Annotated in this window: 12 protein-coding genes and 1 pseudogene; 4 read left to right on the plus strand and 9 right to left on the minus strand. The window is 73.2% G+C overall.

Going from position 1 to position 16,953, the window contains the following annotated elements; genetic code table 11:
• The first annotated feature begins 15 nt into the window (after window positions 1–15).
• Window positions 16–1,050: an NlpC/P60 family protein gene (locus ACFC1R_RS00690; protein ID WP_375930513.1), complete on the plus strand. Its 1,035-nt coding sequence runs from the start codon at window positions 16–18 to the stop codon at window positions 1,048–1,050.
• 86 nt (window positions 1,051–1,136) lie between these two features.
• Here the strand turns inward: ACFC1R_RS00690 and ACFC1R_RS00695 are convergent, their stop codons facing one another.
• Together ACFC1R_RS00695 and ACFC1R_RS00700 are read right to left on the minus strand one after the other, a co-directional pair.
• The gene (locus ACFC1R_RS00695) at window positions 1,137–2,642 is read right to left on the minus strand and encodes a glycosyltransferase family 39 protein (RefSeq protein WP_375930516.1); all 1,506 of its coding nucleotides are present in this window, start codon (window positions 2,640–2,642) and stop codon (window positions 1,137–1,139) included.
• 55 nt (window positions 2,643–2,697) lie between these two features.
• Window positions 2,698–4,014, minus strand: coding sequence for a glycosyltransferase family 39 protein (locus ACFC1R_RS00700; RefSeq protein WP_375930519.1), 1,317 nt, complete (start codon window positions 4,012–4,014; stop codon window positions 2,698–2,700).
• Between the two features lie 212 nt (window positions 4,015–4,226).
• Here ACFC1R_RS00700 and ACFC1R_RS00705 point away from each other — a divergent pair, with 212 nt between their 5' ends.
• Entirely contained in the window at window positions 4,227–5,318 is a 1,092-nt protein-coding gene (locus tag ACFC1R_RS00705) for an acyltransferase family protein (RefSeq protein ID WP_375930522.1), read from the plus strand.
• 77 nt (window positions 5,319–5,395) lie between these two features.
• Here ACFC1R_RS00705 and ACFC1R_RS00710 read toward each other — a convergent pair whose 3' ends face one another.
• Together ACFC1R_RS00710 and ACFC1R_RS00715 are read right to left on the minus strand one after the other, a co-directional pair.
• Complete coding sequence (locus tag ACFC1R_RS00710) at window positions 5,396–6,073, minus strand: LuxR C-terminal-related transcriptional regulator (protein WP_375930525.1); 678 nt, start codon at window positions 6,071–6,073, stop codon at window positions 5,396–5,398.
• Window positions 6,066–7,385 (minus strand): PspC domain-containing protein, encoded by a 1,320-nt coding sequence (locus ACFC1R_RS00715; protein ID WP_375930894.1) that lies wholly within the window; start codon window positions 7,383–7,385, stop codon window positions 6,066–6,068. The genes ACFC1R_RS00710 and ACFC1R_RS00715 overlap by 8 nt, the downstream gene beginning before the upstream one ends.
• Window positions 7,386–7,649: 264 nt before the next feature.
• Here ACFC1R_RS00715 and ACFC1R_RS00720 point away from each other — a divergent pair, with 264 nt between their 5' ends.
• Both ACFC1R_RS00720 and ACFC1R_RS00725 read left to right on the plus strand, forming a co-directional pair.
• Window positions 7,650–9,314: a PspC domain-containing protein gene (locus ACFC1R_RS00720; protein WP_375930528.1), complete on the plus strand. Its 1,665-nt coding sequence runs from the start codon at window positions 7,650–7,652 to the stop codon at window positions 9,312–9,314.
• Complete coding sequence (locus ACFC1R_RS00725) at window positions 9,311–9,523, plus strand: hypothetical protein (protein WP_375930531.1); 213 nt, start codon at window positions 9,311–9,313, stop codon at window positions 9,521–9,523. Before ACFC1R_RS00720 ends, ACFC1R_RS00725 begins: the two co-directional genes overlap by 4 nt.
• Before the next feature lie 28 nt (window positions 9,524–9,551).
• Here ACFC1R_RS00725 and ACFC1R_RS00730 read toward each other — a convergent pair whose 3' ends face one another.
• From ACFC1R_RS00730 to ACFC1R_RS00750, 5 genes and pseudogenes are all read right to left on the minus strand, one after another.
• A complete protein-coding gene (locus ACFC1R_RS00730) occupies window positions 9,552–10,022 on the minus strand; it encodes a ubiquinol-cytochrome c reductase iron-sulfur subunit (RefSeq protein ID WP_375930897.1) in 471 nt (156 codons plus the stop codon).
• Between the two features lie 48 nt (window positions 10,023–10,070).
• A pseudogene (locus ACFC1R_RS00735) lies at window positions 10,071–10,583 on the minus strand (DoxX family protein); the annotation flags it as partial.
• Window positions 10,584–10,743: 160 nt separating this feature from the next.
• Complete coding sequence (guaA, locus tag ACFC1R_RS00740; protein WP_375930534.1) at window positions 10,744–12,339, minus strand: glutamine-hydrolyzing GMP synthase; 1,596 nt, start codon at window positions 12,337–12,339, stop codon at window positions 10,744–10,746.
• Window positions 12,340–13,376: 1,037 nt separating this feature from the next.
• Window positions 13,377–15,212: a GMC family oxidoreductase N-terminal domain-containing protein gene (locus ACFC1R_RS00745; protein WP_375930537.1), complete on the minus strand. Its 1,836-nt coding sequence runs from the start codon at window positions 15,210–15,212 to the stop codon at window positions 13,377–13,379.
• A gap of 76 nt (window positions 15,213–15,288) precedes the next feature.
• The gene (locus tag ACFC1R_RS00750) at window positions 15,289–16,920 is read right to left on the minus strand and encodes a succinic semialdehyde dehydrogenase (protein WP_375930540.1); all 1,632 of its coding nucleotides are present in this window, start codon (window positions 16,918–16,920) and stop codon (window positions 15,289–15,291) included.
• Window positions 16,921–16,953 lie beyond the last annotated feature (33 nt).

The raw sequence follows: 16,953 nt of genomic DNA on the forward strand, positions 1-16,953 counted from the left end.
AAGGAGAACGCCGCCATGGCGTTGCACAGAAAGCCCCGCCCCGGCCGCTTCCGCCCCCGTACGGTGGCGGGGGTGGCCACCGGAGCCGCCGTCTCGGTGACCGCCTCGGTCACCGCCCTCGCCGCTCCCGCCCACGCCGCGCCGCCGCCCTCCGCCGCGCAGATCAGGTCGCAGGTGGACGGGCTCTACCGTGAGGCCGAGCAGGCCACCCAGCGCTACGACGGTGCCAGGGAGCAGGCCGACGCCCTCCAGCAGCAGGTCGGGCGGCTCCAGGACGAGCTGGCCCGCAAGGCCGCCGCGATCGAGGCCACCCGTGCCCGGCTCGGTGCCCTCGCCGCCGAGCAGTACCGCAGCAGCGGTCTGTCCACCGCCCTCCAGCTCGCCCTCGCCGACGATCCGCAGCAGTTCCTGCAGCGCGCCGGGATGCTCGACCAGGCCGGCGCGATCGAGCAGCAGGCCCTCCAGCAGTACGGCCAGCAGCGGGTCGCGCTGGACGCGCAGACCGCCGAGGCCCGGTCCCGGCTGGCCGAGCTGACCCGCCACCAGCAGCAGCTGGCCGCCGAGCGGGCCACCGTCCAGCAGAAGCTGGCCCAGGCGCAGGCCCTGCTCGCCGAGCTCACCGGCACCACGCCGGACACCGGTGCCGCCGCCGCGACCCCGGGGGCCGACGATGCGCCGCTCCCGGCCGACGGAACGGCGTCGGCCCGGGCCGCCGCCGCGATCGCCTTCGCCCGGTCCCAGCTCGGCAAGCCCTACGTCTGGGGAGCCACCGGCCCGGACGCCTACGACTGTTCCGGCCTGGTCCAGGCCGCCTGGCAGTCCGCAGGGGTCTCGCTGCCGCGCACCACCTATGCCCAGATCGTCGCCGCCCCCCGGGTCGGACGCGGTCAACTACACCCCGGCGACCTGGTGTTCTTCTACTCGGGCATCAGTCATGTCGGCCTCTACGCCGGAAACGGCCGCATGATCCACGCCCCGCGCCCGGGCGCGCCGGTCCGCTACGAGTCCGTGGACGCCATGCCCTTCGCCGGAGCCGTCCGGCCTGCCTGACCTGCCAGATCGGGCCAACCGGGCCAACCCTCCCGGCCCCTCCGGCCCCCTCCGGCCTGTCCCGGCCCGTGGTTCACCGCTCCGGTTCACCGCTCCAGCAGCGTCACGACCATCCCCGGCACAGCCGTCACCGTGCGCTTGGGGAAGAGTCTGGTCAGCGCCTCGGCCTGCGGCGGGTCGTACTCCTCCAGCGGCTTGTCCACCGAGGAGCCGGTGGCGACCACCCACACCCGGGAGGTGTCGCCGATGCAGGGGACGGGGTCCGTGCACAGCTGCGGGTAGATGTCACCGGCGGCCTCCGCACTGCGCGCCACCAGGACGTCCTTCAGCTTGACCCGGTCCGGCAGGTAGTAGTGCAGCGCGGTGTCCACCTGGAGGTACGCGAGCGTGCTGCCCCGCAGCGCCACGATGCCGTCGCCCGGCCGGTAGCCGTCGGCGATCACCTTGGCGGCCGACCCGGCGTCCCAGTTCTCCCGCGCGAACTGCCGGCGGCTGTCGAACTGGTCGTGCGCCCCGGCCAGCAGGACCACGACCAGCCCGAGCGGCGCCAGCAGGCTCGGCCGCAGCGCGGTCAGTCCGGCTCCGGCCAGGACGGCCCAGGCCGGCAGGGTGAACAGCAGGTAGCGGTCCAGGAAGTACGCGGTCGAGCCCTGCGATATCAGCCAGATCAGCACGATCGGTAGCACCGCCATCAGCCCGATCTCGACCGCGTACCGCCGCCCGGCCGGCCAGGCCAGCGGCAGCACGGCGAGGGCCAGCATCAGCAGGCTCACCGCGGCGGACCCGAACAGCGAGCGCCAGAAGAAGTCGGCCACGTACTGCACATCGGGCGAGGACAGCCACCCCAGCTGACGCCCGACCTGCCGGCGGCCGAGCAGCGCGAGCGGCACCACCGGCAGCAGTCCGGCCGCCGCCGCGAGCACGAAGCCCACCAGTGCGGGGTGCCGGCGCTGCCGCCACCAGCGGCCGAGCACGACCAGCCCGTGCGCGGCCAGGAACACCAGCGAGATCATGTGGAACATCCCGGCGACGGTCACCGCGCAGCCGTACGCGGCCCAGCGCAGCGGCCGGGGCCGCTCCAGCGCGCGCAGCAGCAGCCAGGTCGCCGCCGACACCGCGAGCACCACGACGGCGTACCCGCGCATCTCCTGGGCGTACCGGGAGACGGACGGCACCAGCGCGAACAGCGATCCGGCCACCATCCCGGCACGCCGCCCGAACAGCCGCTCGCCGGTCAGCGCGACGAACGCCGCCGCACCGGCCATCGCCAGTGCCGAGGGCAGTCGCACGACGGTCAGCGAGTCGCCGAACAGCGCGATCCAGTAGTGCATCAGCAGGTAGTAGGCGCCGGTGACCGCGTCGACGTGGCCGAGCATGCCGAACAGCTGGCCGGTACTCCGGTGGGCAGCGCTCAGGCTGACCAGTTCGTCGCGCCACAGGACCGGACGCCAGCTGCCGTAGACCCCGATCGCCAGGGTGAGCAGGGCGCAGAAGAGCCAGTGGAGGCGACCGACAGCCGGACGGCGGGCGCCCGGCGCGTGGCCGGGCGCCCGCCCGGCTATCGGTACGGTCCCCGTCGCACTCACCGTCATCGCAGGCTTCCCCTCACTGTGGTTCTCATCAGCATGCGCATCAACCGCTGGTCCGTCACGGCGAGTTGGTGTAGACGAAGACGACATAGCCGCCGTAGGCGGCGGAGCAGAGCGCGGCGAAGCCCAGGACGGCCGCCGCCGCCCCCCTGGTCCGCAGCCTGGCCAGTCCGGCGGCCAGTGGCAGCAGCAGCGCGAAGGCCGGAAGCAGGAAGCGGGCGCGGGAGTTGAAGTACGCCGCGTCACCGAGCGCCAGCAGCAACATCATCGCGCTGAACACCAGCAGGGTCGGCGGCTGCCGCTGCAGCACGCAGACCGCGAAGAGCAGCACCGACGCCGCGAGCGTCCCGGCCACCACCACGTCGGTCAGCCAGACCGGCCCGGCGTTCACCAGCATGGACCGGAGCACCCAGTAGGTGGAGCGGCCGAAGTCGAACTGGGACTGCCAGGCCTCCTGGACCTTGAAGTACCCGTCCCAGCGGCCCTTCTGCACCCCCACCCAGCCGACGAACCCGACGAAGCCGAGCGGCGCGATCGCCGCCCCGAGCACCGGCCGCCACCATACAGACCCGGCACCCATCGACCCGGCCGCCGCCGACCCGGCACCGGCCGACTGCCCCGCGCGGGACCGGCGGTGGTGCCACCGGTGCGCCACGAGCGTGCCGAGCGCCCCGAGGCCGACCGCCGCCGCGACGGCCACTCCGGTCGGCCTGGTCAGCCCGGCCAGCGTGCTGAACGTCCCGGCCCAGAGCCAGCGGTGCGTCACCGCCGCGTACATCGACCAGGCCGCGAAGGCGGTGAACACCAGCTCGGAGTACGCCATGTTCTCCACCACGGCGTACGGGGTCACCCCCCACAGCACGGCCGCGATCACCCCCGTCCGCCGGCCGTACAGCCTGGCGGCCACCGCGAAGATCCCCCAGGCCGCGAGCACCGCACCGGCCCAGGCCACCAGCAGCGCGGCGTAGTTGACCGGCAGCGGCAGCAGCCACCAGGCCAGCTTGACCAGCATCGGGTAGACCGGGAAGAACGCGTACGCCTGGTAGGGGCCGTACGGTCCGGGGACGGGCTTGGAGCCGGCGTAGCCGTGCACGGCGATGTCCTGGTACCAGTACGCGTCCCACATCGTGCTCAGCCGGTGCAGGCTGCCGGTGCCGTGCCTGACGTCCCACAGCGCCAGCAGCGCCAGCCCGACCGCCCTGACCGCCGCGTAGCCGAGCAGGGCGGGCGCCGCGTAACGGGCCGCGGCGCCCAGTCGGTCGAGCGACCGGCCGAGCGGGCGGTGGCCGGGGCCCGGCGGAGCCTGGCGCGGCGCGCCCGGAGCGGCCACCGCCACCGGTGTGCGCGCACCGTCTTCGACCGAGGTGTCTGGCATCGTGCTCCGTCGTTCGGGCCGGTAACGGGCGGGCTGGGATCGGGTCTTCGCGCGGCGCACTCCGAATCCGTCCGCATACGCGAGGGCGCACCCATTATGGCCCCGGAAGAAATCGGTCCCGTTCACTCCCCCGACGGTGAAGGATTGTGCCCGGCGTCAAGCGAACAGGCAATCGGTGTACTGATGCGAAGGCTTGGGCCGGCCTCCGGACCGTGACCGTAATCGAACAGCATCCTGCCAAACCCGTCGGCGGCGCCGTCAAGCCGCCGACAGGCCAACCGGTCCTGCCCATGGGCTGGTTGGACGCACTCAGGGGCGTGGCAGCCCTGCTGGTCGCCGTACACCATTTCGGGTTGATCCACCTGCTCCCTTACGGGGGAACAATTAACCGCAAGTTCGATCTCGGTATATCCGCCGTCATGCTGTTCTTCCTGGTCAGCGGTTACATTGTTCCCGCCTCACTGGAACGGCGCGGCGATGTCCGGGGTTTCTGGATCGGCCGGATCTATCCGCTGCTCATCGTGGTCATCACGGTCGCACTGCTGGTCCTGCCGCGCGCGCACTCCGCCGTGCCCGACGTCGTACTGGACCACCCGCTGCGCTCCTCGCTCGCCAACGTCCTGCTGCTGCACGAGATGCTGAACGGGCCGAGCGCGCTGGGCGCGATGTGGACGCTCTGCGCCGGGCCGCCCCGGCTCGGCTCGCTGGTGCTGGGCGGGCTCGGGGCGGTGCTGCTGTTCCTCAACGCCAGGTCGACCTTCTTCGAGTCGATGACGATCCTGGCGACGATGTTCGCCGGCACCGCGGTCCACCGCATCGAGCGCGGCCAACTCGACCGCTTGCAGGGCCTGCTGTGCTGCGGCTTCGTCCTGGTGTCAGGCGTCCTGGCCGGTGTCCTGTACGACCACGGCGACGCCTTCTGCCGCACCTGGACCTCCGGCTGGGAGGGTTTCTCGCTCCCCTACGCCGCCGCCTGGGCCACCTTCGGCCTCGGCATGCTGCTGCGCGACCGCCGCTTCCCGCGCGTGCCGACCTGGCTCGGCGCGATCAGCTACTCCGTGTACGTGGTCCACATCCCGGTCCTGCACGCGGTCGACCGGCTGATCCCCCAGGACGCCTTCCCGCACCACGGTCCGGGCAGGTTCGTCCCCGCGCTGATCTTCCTGGCGGCCGTCCTGCTGCTCAGCGACCTGACGCACCGCCTGGTCGAACTGCTGGGACAGCGCCTGGGCCGCCGCCTCCTGAAGACCCTCGACACCAGGTCCGCCCCCGGCCCGACCCCGCGGCCCCGGTCCGGGGGATGACGGTCGGCCACCGGGAGCGGGCGGTCCCCAGAGGCGCAGCCGTGCGCTTTTGGGGACCGCCCGCTCCCGGCCGTGCGTCAGACCAGCCGGCGTGCCGTGGCCCAGCGGGTCAGCTCGTGACGGTTGCTCAGCTGGAGCTTGCGCAGCACCGCCGAGACGTGGCTCTCCACGGTCTTGACCGAGATGAACAGCTGCTTGGCGATCTCCTTGTACGCGTAGCCGCGCGCGATCAGCCGCAGCACCTCGCGCTCGCGCTGGGTGAGGCGGTCCAGGTCCTCGTCCACCGGCGGGGTGTCGGTGGCGGCGAAGGCGTCCAGGACGAAACCGGCCAGCCGCGGCGAGAAGACCGCGTCGCCGTCGGCGATCCGGAAGACCGCGTTGACCAGGTCGGTGCCGGTGATGGTCTTGGTGACGTACCCGCGCGCGCCGCCGCGGATCACGCCGATCACGTCCTCGGCGGCGTCCGAGACCGACAGCGCGAGGAAGCGCACCCCGCTCGGGTCGCCCATCAGCGGGGCCGAGCGCCGCAGCACCTCCACACCGCCGCCACCGGGCAGGTGGACGTCGAGCAGCACCACGTCCGGCCGCTGCTCGGCGACGACCTGCACGGCCGACTCGACGTCGTCCGCCTCGCCGACCACGTCGATGCCGGTGATCTCCGTCCGGCCGATCTCGGCCCGGACCCCCGTGCGGAACATCCGGTGGTCGTCCACCAGGACGACCCTCGCCACCCGCTCCGGTGCAGCGTCAGTCATCAGCTCTCTCCATCTCCAGCTCGACCTCGGTACCGCCGTCCGGCGCGGGCCGCACCCGTGCGGTGCCGCCGTTGCGCTTCATCCGGCCGATGATCGACTCCCGTACGCCCATCCGGTCCTCGGGCACGGTGTCCGGGTCGAAGCCGGGGCCGTGGTCGCGGACGAACACCGACACCGTCCTCCCCTCCACCTCTGCGTACACCTGGACCGGTCCCCCGCCACCGTACTTGGCCGCGTTGACCATCGCCTCCCTCGCGGCCTGCATCTGCGCCGCGATCCGGTCGTCCATCGGGCAGTCGCCGACGCAGACCAGCTCCACGGCCACGCCGTGCCGGTCCTCGACCTCGGCGACGACCTCGCGGATCCGCTCGGCCAGGGTGTCGGGCGCGGCCTCCGCGGCGGCCTCCGGACGGTAGAGCCACAGGCGCAGTTCGCGCTCCTGGGCGCGGGCGAGGCGCAGCACCTCCTTGGGGTCCTCGGCGCGGCGCTGAATGAGCGTCAGGGCGTGCAGGACGGAGTCGTGGATGTGGGCGGCGATCTCGGCCCGCTCCTGGGCCCGGATGCGCGCGGTCCGCTCGGCGCCGAGGTCCTGCCACATCCGCAGCACGTACGGGCCGACCAGCACCAGCACACCGGCCAGCACGGCGACCGAGGCCTCGATCACGGCGGACAGGGTGGAGTCGCTGTCCTGCAGGAGCAGGAAGCCGACGATGCCGACCACCACCAGCAGCACACCGGCACCGACCCGGGTGTACGCGGCCCGCCGCTTGGTGCCCTCCAGGCCGAACCAGCGCTGCCAGCGCGAGTCGTCGGCCTGCCGCCAGACCAGGGCGACGCCGACGCCGACGGTGAGCAGCGGCCAGACGTACGGCTTGGCGGTCTGGATGTGCAGGGCGCTGAGCAGCGCCATGATGCCGACCACCAGCAGCAGCAGGGCGAACAGCTGCCCCAGGCCGCCCCGGCCGCCCCCCGCCGCGAGGGCCGGCGCCCCGGCCGGCGCCCCGTCGGCCTCGGCGGGTTCGCCGTGGAAGGTGCGCTGGAGGAGCTCGCGCAGCCGGCCGAGCCGGTGCGGGCCGCTCTTGCGGAGTTCGCCGACACCGCCCTCGGCGGGGACGAAGGTGCCGTTGCGGTAGACCCACTGGGTGCCTCCCCGCGCGGGCTCGCCGATCCCGATCGGCACCACGAACCAGAACGCCGCGTAGAGCAGCCCGCCTATGCCCTGGGCGAAGAACAGCAGGATGAACGCCGCCCTGACCCAGGCGACCGGCAGTCCCAGGTGCACCGCGAGCCCGTGGGCGACGCCGCCGAGCATCCGCCCGTTCGGGCTGCGGTACAGCTTGCGGAACGGCGGGCGCTGCGGGTCGTGTGCGGTCGGATCGGGCCCCGCCGGTGACGGGCTGTCAGGGACGAGGGGCTTGGGGTCGGTACCGGGTGCTGCCACGCCACCGATGGTCACACGTTTGCGCGTCCACGCGCATCAGGGTACGTCCCCGAGCTGCGTCTCAGGGAGAGATCAGGGTCCGCACCGGGCCGTTCCCGGTTGGGCTCGGCTGCCGCGACCAGGAGGATGGAGGACATGACGGACGAGCAGAGCACAGCGGCGCAGGACACCGCCGCCCCCCGACCGGAGCAGCGGCCCCCGCTGACCCGCAGCGACAGCCACCGCGTGGTGGCCGGCGTGTGCGGAGGGCTCGGCCGGCATCTGGACATCGACCCGGTGGTCTTCCGGGTGGTCACCGCGGTGCTCTGCCTCTCCGGCGGGCTCGGGCTCTTCCTGTACGGGCTGGCCTGGCTGATCGTTCCGAGGGAGCCGGTCGAGGGGCAGCCCGGCCGGACCGAACTGCAGCGGGTGCTGACCGGCCGGGTGGACGGGCAGTCGATCGGCGCGGCGCTGCTGACCGTGATCGGCACCGGGGTGTTCTTCTCCTCGATGGGCGACGGCGGGCAGATGTTCCCGTTCCTGCTGCTGGGCGGAATGATCTTCATGGCGGTCCGCTACGACCCCGAGCGGCGCCGGCGCGCCAAGGGGGGCGGGCGCGACCACCCCCACGGTCCGTACGACCGCCTGATCGACCCGCCGGACGGACACCGCGACTGGTCGGACTGGGGACAGCAGGTCGCCCGGGACCTGAGGACCGGCTGGGAGCAGCACAAGGGCGACTGGGACGGCTACCGGGCCAGCTGGGACGCCTACAAGGCCAACTGGGACGAGCAGAAGGCGAGCTGGGACGGCCGCAAGGCCGAGTGGGACCAGCGCAAGGCCGACTGGGACAGCAGGCTGCGGGTCAACCTCTCCAAGGAGAGCCGGCCGGCCGACGGCCCCGAGGACCGCGCCCCGGCCGACGAGAGCCTCCGGACGGCGCACGAGCAGCACGCCCGGGCCCGCGCCGCGGGCACCGTACCGGCGGACACCCCGCCCCCCGGCCCGTCGGGCTACCTGTGGGACCCGCGTCACCCGGAGCGCAACCCGTACGCGGCGCACCCGTCGTCGCCCGGGGCACCCCTGGCGCCCGGCGCGCCCGCACAGGCGTGGTGGCAGCGCGCCGACCTGCCGGAGGGCGATCCGCTGCGCAAGTCCGGCACGGCGGCCGGCGCTTCGGCGGGCACGGCCGCGGTGGCCCGGCCGAAGCGGCACCGCTCCTTCGTCGGCCCGCTGGGGCTGCTGCTCGCGATCGGCGCGGGCACACTGGCCTGGGCGGTCCCCTATGCCGACGGCACGACGGTACGGATCTCCACCGTGCTGGCAGCGGCGCTGCTGGGCCTGGGCGTGGCGATGCTGGTCGCGGCGAAGTTCGGCCGGGCGCGCGGGCTGGTCGTCCCCGCGCTGGCGCTCACCGTCCTGCTGGCCGGGCTCTCCGGCTCGAACGCCACCGTCGACTCGGCCTTCGGCAACCGCACCTGGGCCCCGACCTCGGTGTCCGAGCTGCGGAGCGAGTACTCGCTGGGAGCCGGTGACGCCCAGCTCGACCTGAGCGGGCTCGACCCGGCGGGCGGCACGCTCGACACCACCGTCCGGCTGGGTGCGGGCGACCTGCGCGTGTCCGTCCCGTCCGACGTGGAGGTGCGTCTCACCGTGCGCAACGCCGCGGGCAACATCCAGACCCCGAACGGCGAGGCCGACTCCGGCGTCGGCAACAACCGGGAGTTCGCGATCCATCCGTCCAACGGCCAGGCGTCCAAGGGGACGCTGGACCTGACGGTTGAGGTCGGATTCGGAGACGTTCAGGTGGAGCAGGCATGAGGAAGCACCGACTCGACCCCTTCTCGCTGATCGCGGGAGCGCTGTTCACCGCGATCGCGGGCCTCTATCTGGTGGCCTCGCTCAACGACCGCTCGGTCAACGGACGGATCGTCATCCCGGTGGCCCTGATCGTCCTCGGTGCGGCGGGCCTGGCCGGCGCGGTCACCGCGATGTCCCGCCGCGGCCGTTCGAACTCGCCGGACAGGTGACGCCCCGGGCCCGCGCCCTCGGGGCGGTTCAGCCCTGGGCGGGCCCGAGGTCCAGCCGGTCGCCGGTCCTGGTGACGGTGTACCTGGGCAGCGGCTTGGTCGCCGGTCCGTTGATCACCGCGCCGGTCGCCGCGTCGAAGCGCGAGCCGTGGCAGGGGCAGTACAGCTGTCCGCCCTTGGGGGCGTTGACGGTGCAGCCGGAGTGGGTGCAGACCGCGGAGAGGCCGCAGTACTGGCCCGCCTTGGGCTGCACGATGTAGACGGCGTCACCGCTCGACGGGTCGGCGACCTGGGCCGATCCCCCGACCGGGACGGCCGAGACGGCGACCGACACCTTCCCGCTCGCGGCCGGCGAGGGTGCCGGCGCTGCCGGGGCGGTGGTGCCCGGGGTGCCGGGGGTGGCCGTGGCGGTCTTCCCGGGGCGCCCGAAGGTGGCCGTCAGGGACCCGGCGAGCAGCCCGCCCCCGCCGAGCGCGACGGCCGCGATCCCGCCGTCCATCAGGGAGCGCCGGTGGACCTGCCCTTCGACCAGGCCGCGCTCCCGGTCGCGCTCGGCCCGCCGGATGAGGTAGCCGTCGATCGACAGGTACGGCGTCCCGGCCAGCAGCAACGGGGTCCAGGCCATCAGGTAGGCGACGTCGTTGCCGAGGTAGTACGGCGTGACGTTCCAGCTGACGGTCAGGGCGAGGACGAGACTGATCAGCGAGCCGCCGAGCGCCGCCAGCCGGCCCCAGAGCCCGAAGAGCGTGCCGAGCCCGACGGCCAGTTCGCCGAAGGCGATGAGCAGGGCGAAGAAGGTGGGCGCGTGCAGGGCGGGGCCGAGCAGGAAGCCGACCGGGCTGGAGGACCTGACCGCCCTGGTCTGGGCGTAGAAGGAGGCCGCGTCACCGGCCCCCGCCAGGTAGTGCGAGTCGGCGAGCTTGTCGACGGCCGCGTAGACGAAGGTGAGTCCGAGGAAGATCCGCAGCGGCAGCAGGGCGTACCGGGCGGCCGCCGCCCGCAGCTCTGCCAACCGCTCGGCTCTGCCCGACTGTTCCGGTCCGTCGTGCGTCGCCGCCATGCCGACCCCTTTGTTCACTGCCCGCCAACTGCTGACAGGTCCGGTCCGATTCTGCCCTGTTTCGCACGGCTTTCCCGGCTACCGCCCGCACAACAGACGGCCGCGCCGCCGCTCCCGTGGATACGGATGCGGCGGCGCGGCCGTTCGGAGCCGGGGGAGACTACTCCCACTCGATGGTGCCCGGCGGCTTGCTGGTGCAATCCAGCACGACGCGGTTCACGTCGCGGACCTCGTTGGTGATCCGGGTGGAGATCCGGGCCAGCACGTCGTAGGGCAGACGCGACCAGTCGGCCGTCATGGCGTCCTCGGAGGAGACCGGGCGCAGCACGATCGGGTGGCCGTAGGTGCGGCCGTCGCCCTGGACGCCGACGCTGCGGACGTCCGCGAGCAGGACCACCGGGCACTGCCAGATCTCGCGGTCCAGACCGGCCGCGGTCAGCTCCTCGCGGGCGATGGCGTCGGCCTCGCGGAGCAGGTCCAGGCGCTCCTTGGTGACCTCGCCGACGATCCGGATACCCAGACCCGGGCCCGGGAAGGGCTGGCGCTGGACGATCTCCTCCGGCAGGCCGAGCTCCTGGCCGACCATCCGGACCTCGTCCTTGAACAGCTGGCGCAGCGGCTCGACCAGCTGGAACTCGAGGTCCTCGGGCAGGCCGCCGACGTTGTGGTGCGACTTGATGTTCGCGGTGCCGGTGCCGCCGCCGGACTCGACCACGTCCGGGTAGAGGGTGCCCTGCACCAGGAACTCGACCGGCTCGCCCGAGGCGCCGGCCTCGGCGATGATCTCCGCCTGGGCCTGCTCGAAGACCCGGATGAACTCGCGGCCGATGATCTTGCGCTTCTCCTCGGGGTCGCTGACCCCGGCGAGCGCGGTCAAGAAGCGTTCCTGCGCGTCCACGACCTTCAGCTGGACGCCGGTCGCGGCGACGAAGTCCTTCTCGACCTGCTCGGTCTCGCCCTTGCGCATCAGACCGTGGTCGACGTAGACGCAGGTGAGCTGCGAGCCGATGGCCTTCTGGACGAGCGCGGCCGCGACCGCGGAGTCCACGCCGCCGGAGAGGCCGCAGATGGCGCGCTTGGTGCCGACCTGCTCGCGGATCAGCGCGACCTGCTCGTCGACCACGTTGGTGGTGGTCCAGGTCGGGGCGATCCCGGCGCCGCGGTACAGGAAGTGCTCCAGCACCTGCTGGCCGTGGTCGGAGTGCAGCACCTCGGGGTGGTACTGGACGCCGTAGAGCTTCTTCTCGTCGTTCTCGAAGGCGGCGACCGGGACCACGTCGGTGGACGCGGTGACGGTGAAGCCCTCGGGGGCGGCCGAGCAGGCGTCGCCGTGCGACATCCAGACCGACTGCTGCGCCGGGGTGCCCTCGAACAGGGTGGAGCCGGTCTTGGAGACCGCCAGCGGGGTGCGGCCGTACTCGCGGGCACCGGTGTTGTCCACCGTGCCGCCGAGGGTGACGGCCATCAGCTGGAAGCCGTAGCACATCCCGAAGACCGGCACACCGGCCTCGAAGATGGCGCGGTCGAGCTGCGGTGCGCCCTCCTCGTAGACCGAGGACGGGCCACCGGAGAGGATGATCGCCTTCGGGTTCTTGGCGAGCATCTCTGCGACCGGCATGGTGCTCGGCACGATCTCGCTGTAGACCCGCGCCTCACGCACCCGACGGGCGATGAGCTGGGCGTACTGGGCACCGAAGTCGACGACCAGGACGGTGTCGAGCTCGTGTGCGTTCTTGTCGGGGATAGCAGAGGACACGGACGGCCTTCCGGCAGCGGTATCGAGAGGTACAGCGCGCAGCACGCCCCTGGTCAGGGTGGTGGCGACTGGTGTGGGTGTCTGCACTTGAGTCTACCGGGCGGCCGGAAGACTGTGGCTTCACCCAGTTGCCGTCCCGCCGTCCCGTGACCCCGCGGTGCGGCGGATCGTTGCACCGGACGACCGTACGAGCGTCTCGCACCCCCCAGGTTCGGGCCGCCCGGCACGGGCACCGAACCACGCGTGGATCTCACCTCAGTCCACTCGCGCGCGTGGCGCCGCCGCCCCCGGCCAGACCGGGCGCGGCCCGCCGTGGGACCGTGCGCGGGTGCAGTGACCGGTCGGCAGGGGACAGCCTCCGGTCACGACTGACCAATGGGGGTGCGGCGGCCGGGTCCTGGGACGCCAGGTCCGGGCCGCCGCACCGCCCGGGTCGGCACCGCCCGCGCCGACCGCCCCCGACGTACACCTGTGCGCCCCCGGCCCCGCACTACTACGGACCGTAGTCGCCCCCACCCCTCCGCCCGGGAGCGCGCGAGGGGCGTCCCGCCGTGCGGCGGACAGGGTACGGCAGCCCGGCCGCCGAAAATTGGACTGTGCCGAACTGCGTCGAATCGGTTGCACAGTAAGGGCTCCGTCCACCACGATGCTGGTTGCGGGGGTTGGCCGGGCCCTCGTACGGCGCACCCCCGCCGCGCCGGGCAGCCGCTCGGAGTGCCAGAAGAAAACGGTTGTCACCTCACGCTCCGTGAGGGATGAACCGTCCCGTCCCCGCCCGCCGTGTCTCGGCCCACCCCGCCGGGCGTCCGGCGCGACCCGCAGACCAACCGTCCGGACGGCGCTCCTCCCCCGGCGCCGTCACCCCAGCACCGGTGCTGCCCTGACGCCGCGTGCTGAGCGACAAAGGGCCCCGTTCCCCCGCGGGGCCCTTTGCCCTGTCCTTCGTCCTCCGCCCTGTGCCCTGTGCCCTGTGCCCTGTGGGCAGCCTTCGGCAGCCGCTCGGGCTGCCCCGGTGACCCGGTCCGCCGCCGGCCGGCTCAGGCCCCGTCCTGCTTGGTCGCACGCGCCGGGACCTTCGGCACCGCCAACAGCGGAAGCCGCAGTTCGCCGAAGGCGCCCGCGGGCACCGCCGGGCGCACCGGAGCCACCGGCGCCACCCGCCGGTACCCCTCGTCCTGCCCGGGCCTGGGGTCGGCCTCGCCCCGGTTCGGCCACATCGACATGGCCCGCTCGGCCTGGGCCGTGATGGTCAGCGATGGGTTGACGCCGAGGTTGGCGGAGATCGCCGAGCCGTCCACCACGCTGATGCCCGGGTAGCCGTGGAGCCGCTGGTAGGGGTCGATGACGCCGTGCTCGGGACGGTCCGAGATCGGGCAGCCGCCGATGAAGTGGGCGGTCATCGGGATGTCGAAGATCTCGCCGACGGTGCCGCCGGCGAAGCCGTTGATGGACTCGGCCAGCGCCTTGGCGCCCTCCTCCGCGGCGGGGATCCAGGTCGGGTTCGGCGTCCCGTGGCCCTGCCGGGAGGTGAGCCGGCCCTTCCCGGGGCCGGTCTTCTTCAACGACACGGTCAGCGAGTTGTCCAGCGACTGCATCACCAGCCCGATGATGGTCTTCTCCGACCAGCGGTACTGGTTCACCGACTGCGCGAAGACCAGCGGGTGCCTGGCCGCCGTGAGGGCGAAGCGCAGCCAGCGCGGACCCCGCCCGGCGCCGGGTACCTGCTGGATGCTCAGCGCCCCCATCGCGTTGGACCCCTTGCCGTACCGCACGGGCTCGATGTGGGTGTTCTCGTCCGGGTGGATCGAGGAGGTGATGGCCACCCCCCTGGTGAAGTCGACCCGGTCCCCGGCCCCGGGGCCCCGGCCGGGGGCGGACGCCACCTTGCGATAGCGCCGGTCCGTGGTCGAAGCACCCACCAGCGCCTCGGAGTTGGTCCGGGTGAGCTCACCGAGCCGGGCGGAGATCGCCGGCAGGTGGCCCCGGTCGCGCATCCGGTGCAGCAGCGTCTGGGTGCCGTACGTCCCGGCGGCGACCACCACCTCGGCGGCGGTGACCGTCCTCGCCCCGGCGGTGACCCGGTCCCGCGCGGGCGAGTTGGTCCGCCGGACGTCCACGGCGAAGCCGCCCGCGTCCAGCGGCCTGATCCGCTCCACCGTGGTGAGCGGGTGGATCTCGGCGCCGTTGCGTTCGGCGAGGAACAGGTAGTTCTCGGTGAGCGTGTTCTTGGCGCCGTGGCGGCAGCCGGTCATGCACTCGCCGCACTCGGTGCACGCCTTGCGGCGCGGACCCGCCCCGCCGAAGTACGGATCCTCGGCCTCCTCGCCGGGGGCGGCCTTCGCGGCCCCGTCCGCGTCCTTGCCGTCGCCGAAGAAGACGCCGACCGGCGCGAGGTGGAAGGTGTGCCCGACGCCCATCGTCTCGGCGGCGGCCTTGAGGTGGACGTCGGACGGGGTCACGGTCGGGTTGGTGCGCACCCCGAGCATCCGCTGCGCCTGGTCGTAGAAGGGGGCGAGCTCGTCCTGCCAGTCGGTGATGTCCCGCCACTGCCGGTCCTCGAAGAACGGCTTCGGCGGGACGTACAGGGTGTTGGCGTAGTTGAGCGAGCCGCCGCCGACGCCGGCCCCGCCGAGCACCAGGACGTTGGCCAGCAGGTGGATCCGCTGGATGCCGTACAGGCCGAGCGCCGGCGCCCAGAGGTAGTTCCTGGCGTCCCAGGAGGTCCTGGGCAGCTCGTCCGGGCCGAACCGCCGTCCGGCCTCCAGGACGGCGACCCGGTAGCCCTTCTCGGTCAGCCGCAGGGCCGCGACCGAACCGCCGAAACCGGAGCCGACCACCACCACGTCGTAGTCGTGCACACCCTCGACCGCCATGCCACCACTCCTTCGAAGCACCTTGCACCAAAAGGGAGTCGACTGCACCGGAGCCGAACGGCCCGGCTCCGGGCGGCTACTTGAGCCGGAACGCCTTCATCGCCTTGAGCCCGGTGGTGAAGAGTGCCGCGAAGCGCTCGTCGTCCAGGCCGAAGGCCGGCGCGAGCGGCATCAGCCGCTGGGTGGCGACGGTCTGCGCCTCGGTGTAGCGCAGGATGCCCTCGGCGCCGTGCCGCCGGCCGAGCCCGGAGTCGCCCATCCCGCCCATCGGCGAGGCGACCGAGCCGTACGCCGCCGCGTACGCCTCGTTGACGTTGACCGTGCCGGTGCGCAGCCGGGCGGCGACGGCCCGGCCGCGGCGCGGGTCGGCGGTCCAGACGCTGGAGTTGAGGCCGTACGGGGTGGCGTTGGCGGCGGTGACCGCCTCCTCCTCGGTGTCGAAGCGGTAGACCGAGACGACCGGCCCGAAGGTCTCCTCGGCACAGACCGCCATCTCGGGGGTGACGCCGTCCAGGATCGTCGGCTCGTAGAAGAGCGGGCCGAGGTCGGGGCGGGGCCGTCCGCCGGTGAGCACAGAGGCCCCGGCCTTGGCGGCCTCCTCGACGTGCCGGGTGACGGTCTCCAGCTGCCGCTGCGAGACCAGCGAGCCCATGTCCGCCCCGTAGGCCAGGCCGCCGCCGAGGCGCAGCGCGGCGGTGCGGGCGACGAAGCGGTCCAGGAAGGCGTCGGCCACCGAGCGGTGCACGAAGAGGCGTTCGATGGAGATGCAGAGCTGGCCCGCGGAGGAGAAGCAGGCGCGGACGGCCCCCTCGGCGGCCCGGTCGAGGTCGGCGTCGGCCAGCACCAGCATGGCGTTCTTGCCGCCGAGCTCCAGCGAGGCACCGACCAGCCGGCCGGCCGCCTGCTGGGCGACCTGCCGGCCGGTACGGGTGGAGCCGGTGAAGGAGACGTAGTCGGCGTGCTCGACCACGGCGGGGCCGATCACCGGCCCGTCGCCGATCACGATCTGCCAGAGGTCGGCGGGCAGGCCCGCCTCGACCAGCAGCTCGCGGGCCCACAGGGCGGTCAGCGCGGTCTGGGTGTCGGGCTTGTTGACCACCGCGTTGCCCGCCGCGAAGGCGGGCAGGGCGTCGCCGACGGAGAGCTCCAGCGGGTAGTTCCAGGGCGAGATCTGCCCGATCACGCCCTTGGCGCGGCGGGACTCCACCGCATGGGTGAGCACCGGGACGGCACCGGAGCGACGGCGGTCGCGCAGGTAGCCGGGCGCCTGCCGGCCGTAGTGCCGGGCGGCCATCGCGGCGGCCAGCACCTCCTCGAAGGCGTGCAGCCGGGCCTTGCCGGTCTCGGCCTGGATCAGGTCGAGCACCTCGTCCTGCCGTGCGAGCAGCAGGTCGTGGAAGCGCAGCAGCACGGCGGCGCGGCGGCGGACGGGCAGCGCGGCCCAGCTGCGCTGCGCGCGCCGGGCCAGCTGGTAGGCCACCTCGACGTCGGCCGGGGTGGACTGGGGCAGGGTGGCGAGCCGCTCTCCGGTGAGCGGTGCGGTGGTGTGCACCAGCTCCGGTTCACCGGTCGCGGTGACGCCCCGGACCAGCCGGGCGACCAGCGACGCCGGGATGGCCGAGGCGACCGTACGGGTGCCGCCACCGGCCGCCGGGTTGCGCAGCTCGCCCCGGGCGGGGGCCTGACCGTCTGCCGTGTTGTCCGTCATGGGCGCAGCCTAGGCGCTCGGCCGCCGGCGCGG

The sequence above is a fragment of the Kitasatospora sp. NPDC056138 genome, assembly GCF_042264695.1.
GTDB lineage: Bacteria > Actinomycetota > Actinomycetes > Streptomycetales > Streptomycetaceae > Kitasatospora.

Coding starts and splice junctions, on each gene's coding strand:
- ACFC1R_RS00690 (WP_375930513.1), top strand. CDS start 16: ATGGCGTTGCACAGAAAGCCCCGCCCCGGCCGCTTCCGCCCCCGTACG.
- ACFC1R_RS00695 (WP_375930516.1), bottom strand. CDS start 2,642: ATGACGGTGAGTGCGACGGGGACCGTACCGATAGCCGGGCGGGCGCCC.
- ACFC1R_RS00700 (WP_375930519.1), bottom strand. CDS start 4,014: ATGCCAGACACCTCGGTCGAAGACGGTGCGCGCACACCGGTGGCGGTG.
- ACFC1R_RS00710 (WP_375930525.1), bottom strand. CDS start 6,073: ATGACTGACGCTGCACCGGAGCGGGTGGCGAGGGTCGTCCTGGTGGAC.
- ACFC1R_RS00715 (WP_375930894.1), bottom strand. CDS start 7,385: ATGCTCGGCGGCGTCGCCCACGGGCTCGCGGTGCACCTGGGACTGCCG.
- ACFC1R_RS00720 (WP_375930528.1), top strand. CDS start 7,650: ATGACGGACGAGCAGAGCACAGCGGCGCAGGACACCGCCGCCCCCCGA.
- ACFC1R_RS00725 (WP_375930531.1), top strand. CDS start 9,311: ATGAGGAAGCACCGACTCGACCCCTTCTCGCTGATCGCGGGAGCGCTG.
- ACFC1R_RS00730 (WP_375930897.1), bottom strand. CDS start 10,022: ATGGACGGCGGGATCGCGGCCGTCGCGCTCGGCGGGGGCGGGCTGCTC.
- ACFC1R_RS00745 (WP_375930537.1), bottom strand. CDS start 15,212: ATGGCGGTCGAGGGTGTGCACGACTACGACGTGGTGGTGGTCGGCTCC.
- ACFC1R_RS00750 (WP_375930540.1), bottom strand. CDS start 16,920: ATGACGGACAACACGGCAGACGGTCAGGCCCCCGCCCGGGGCGAGCTG.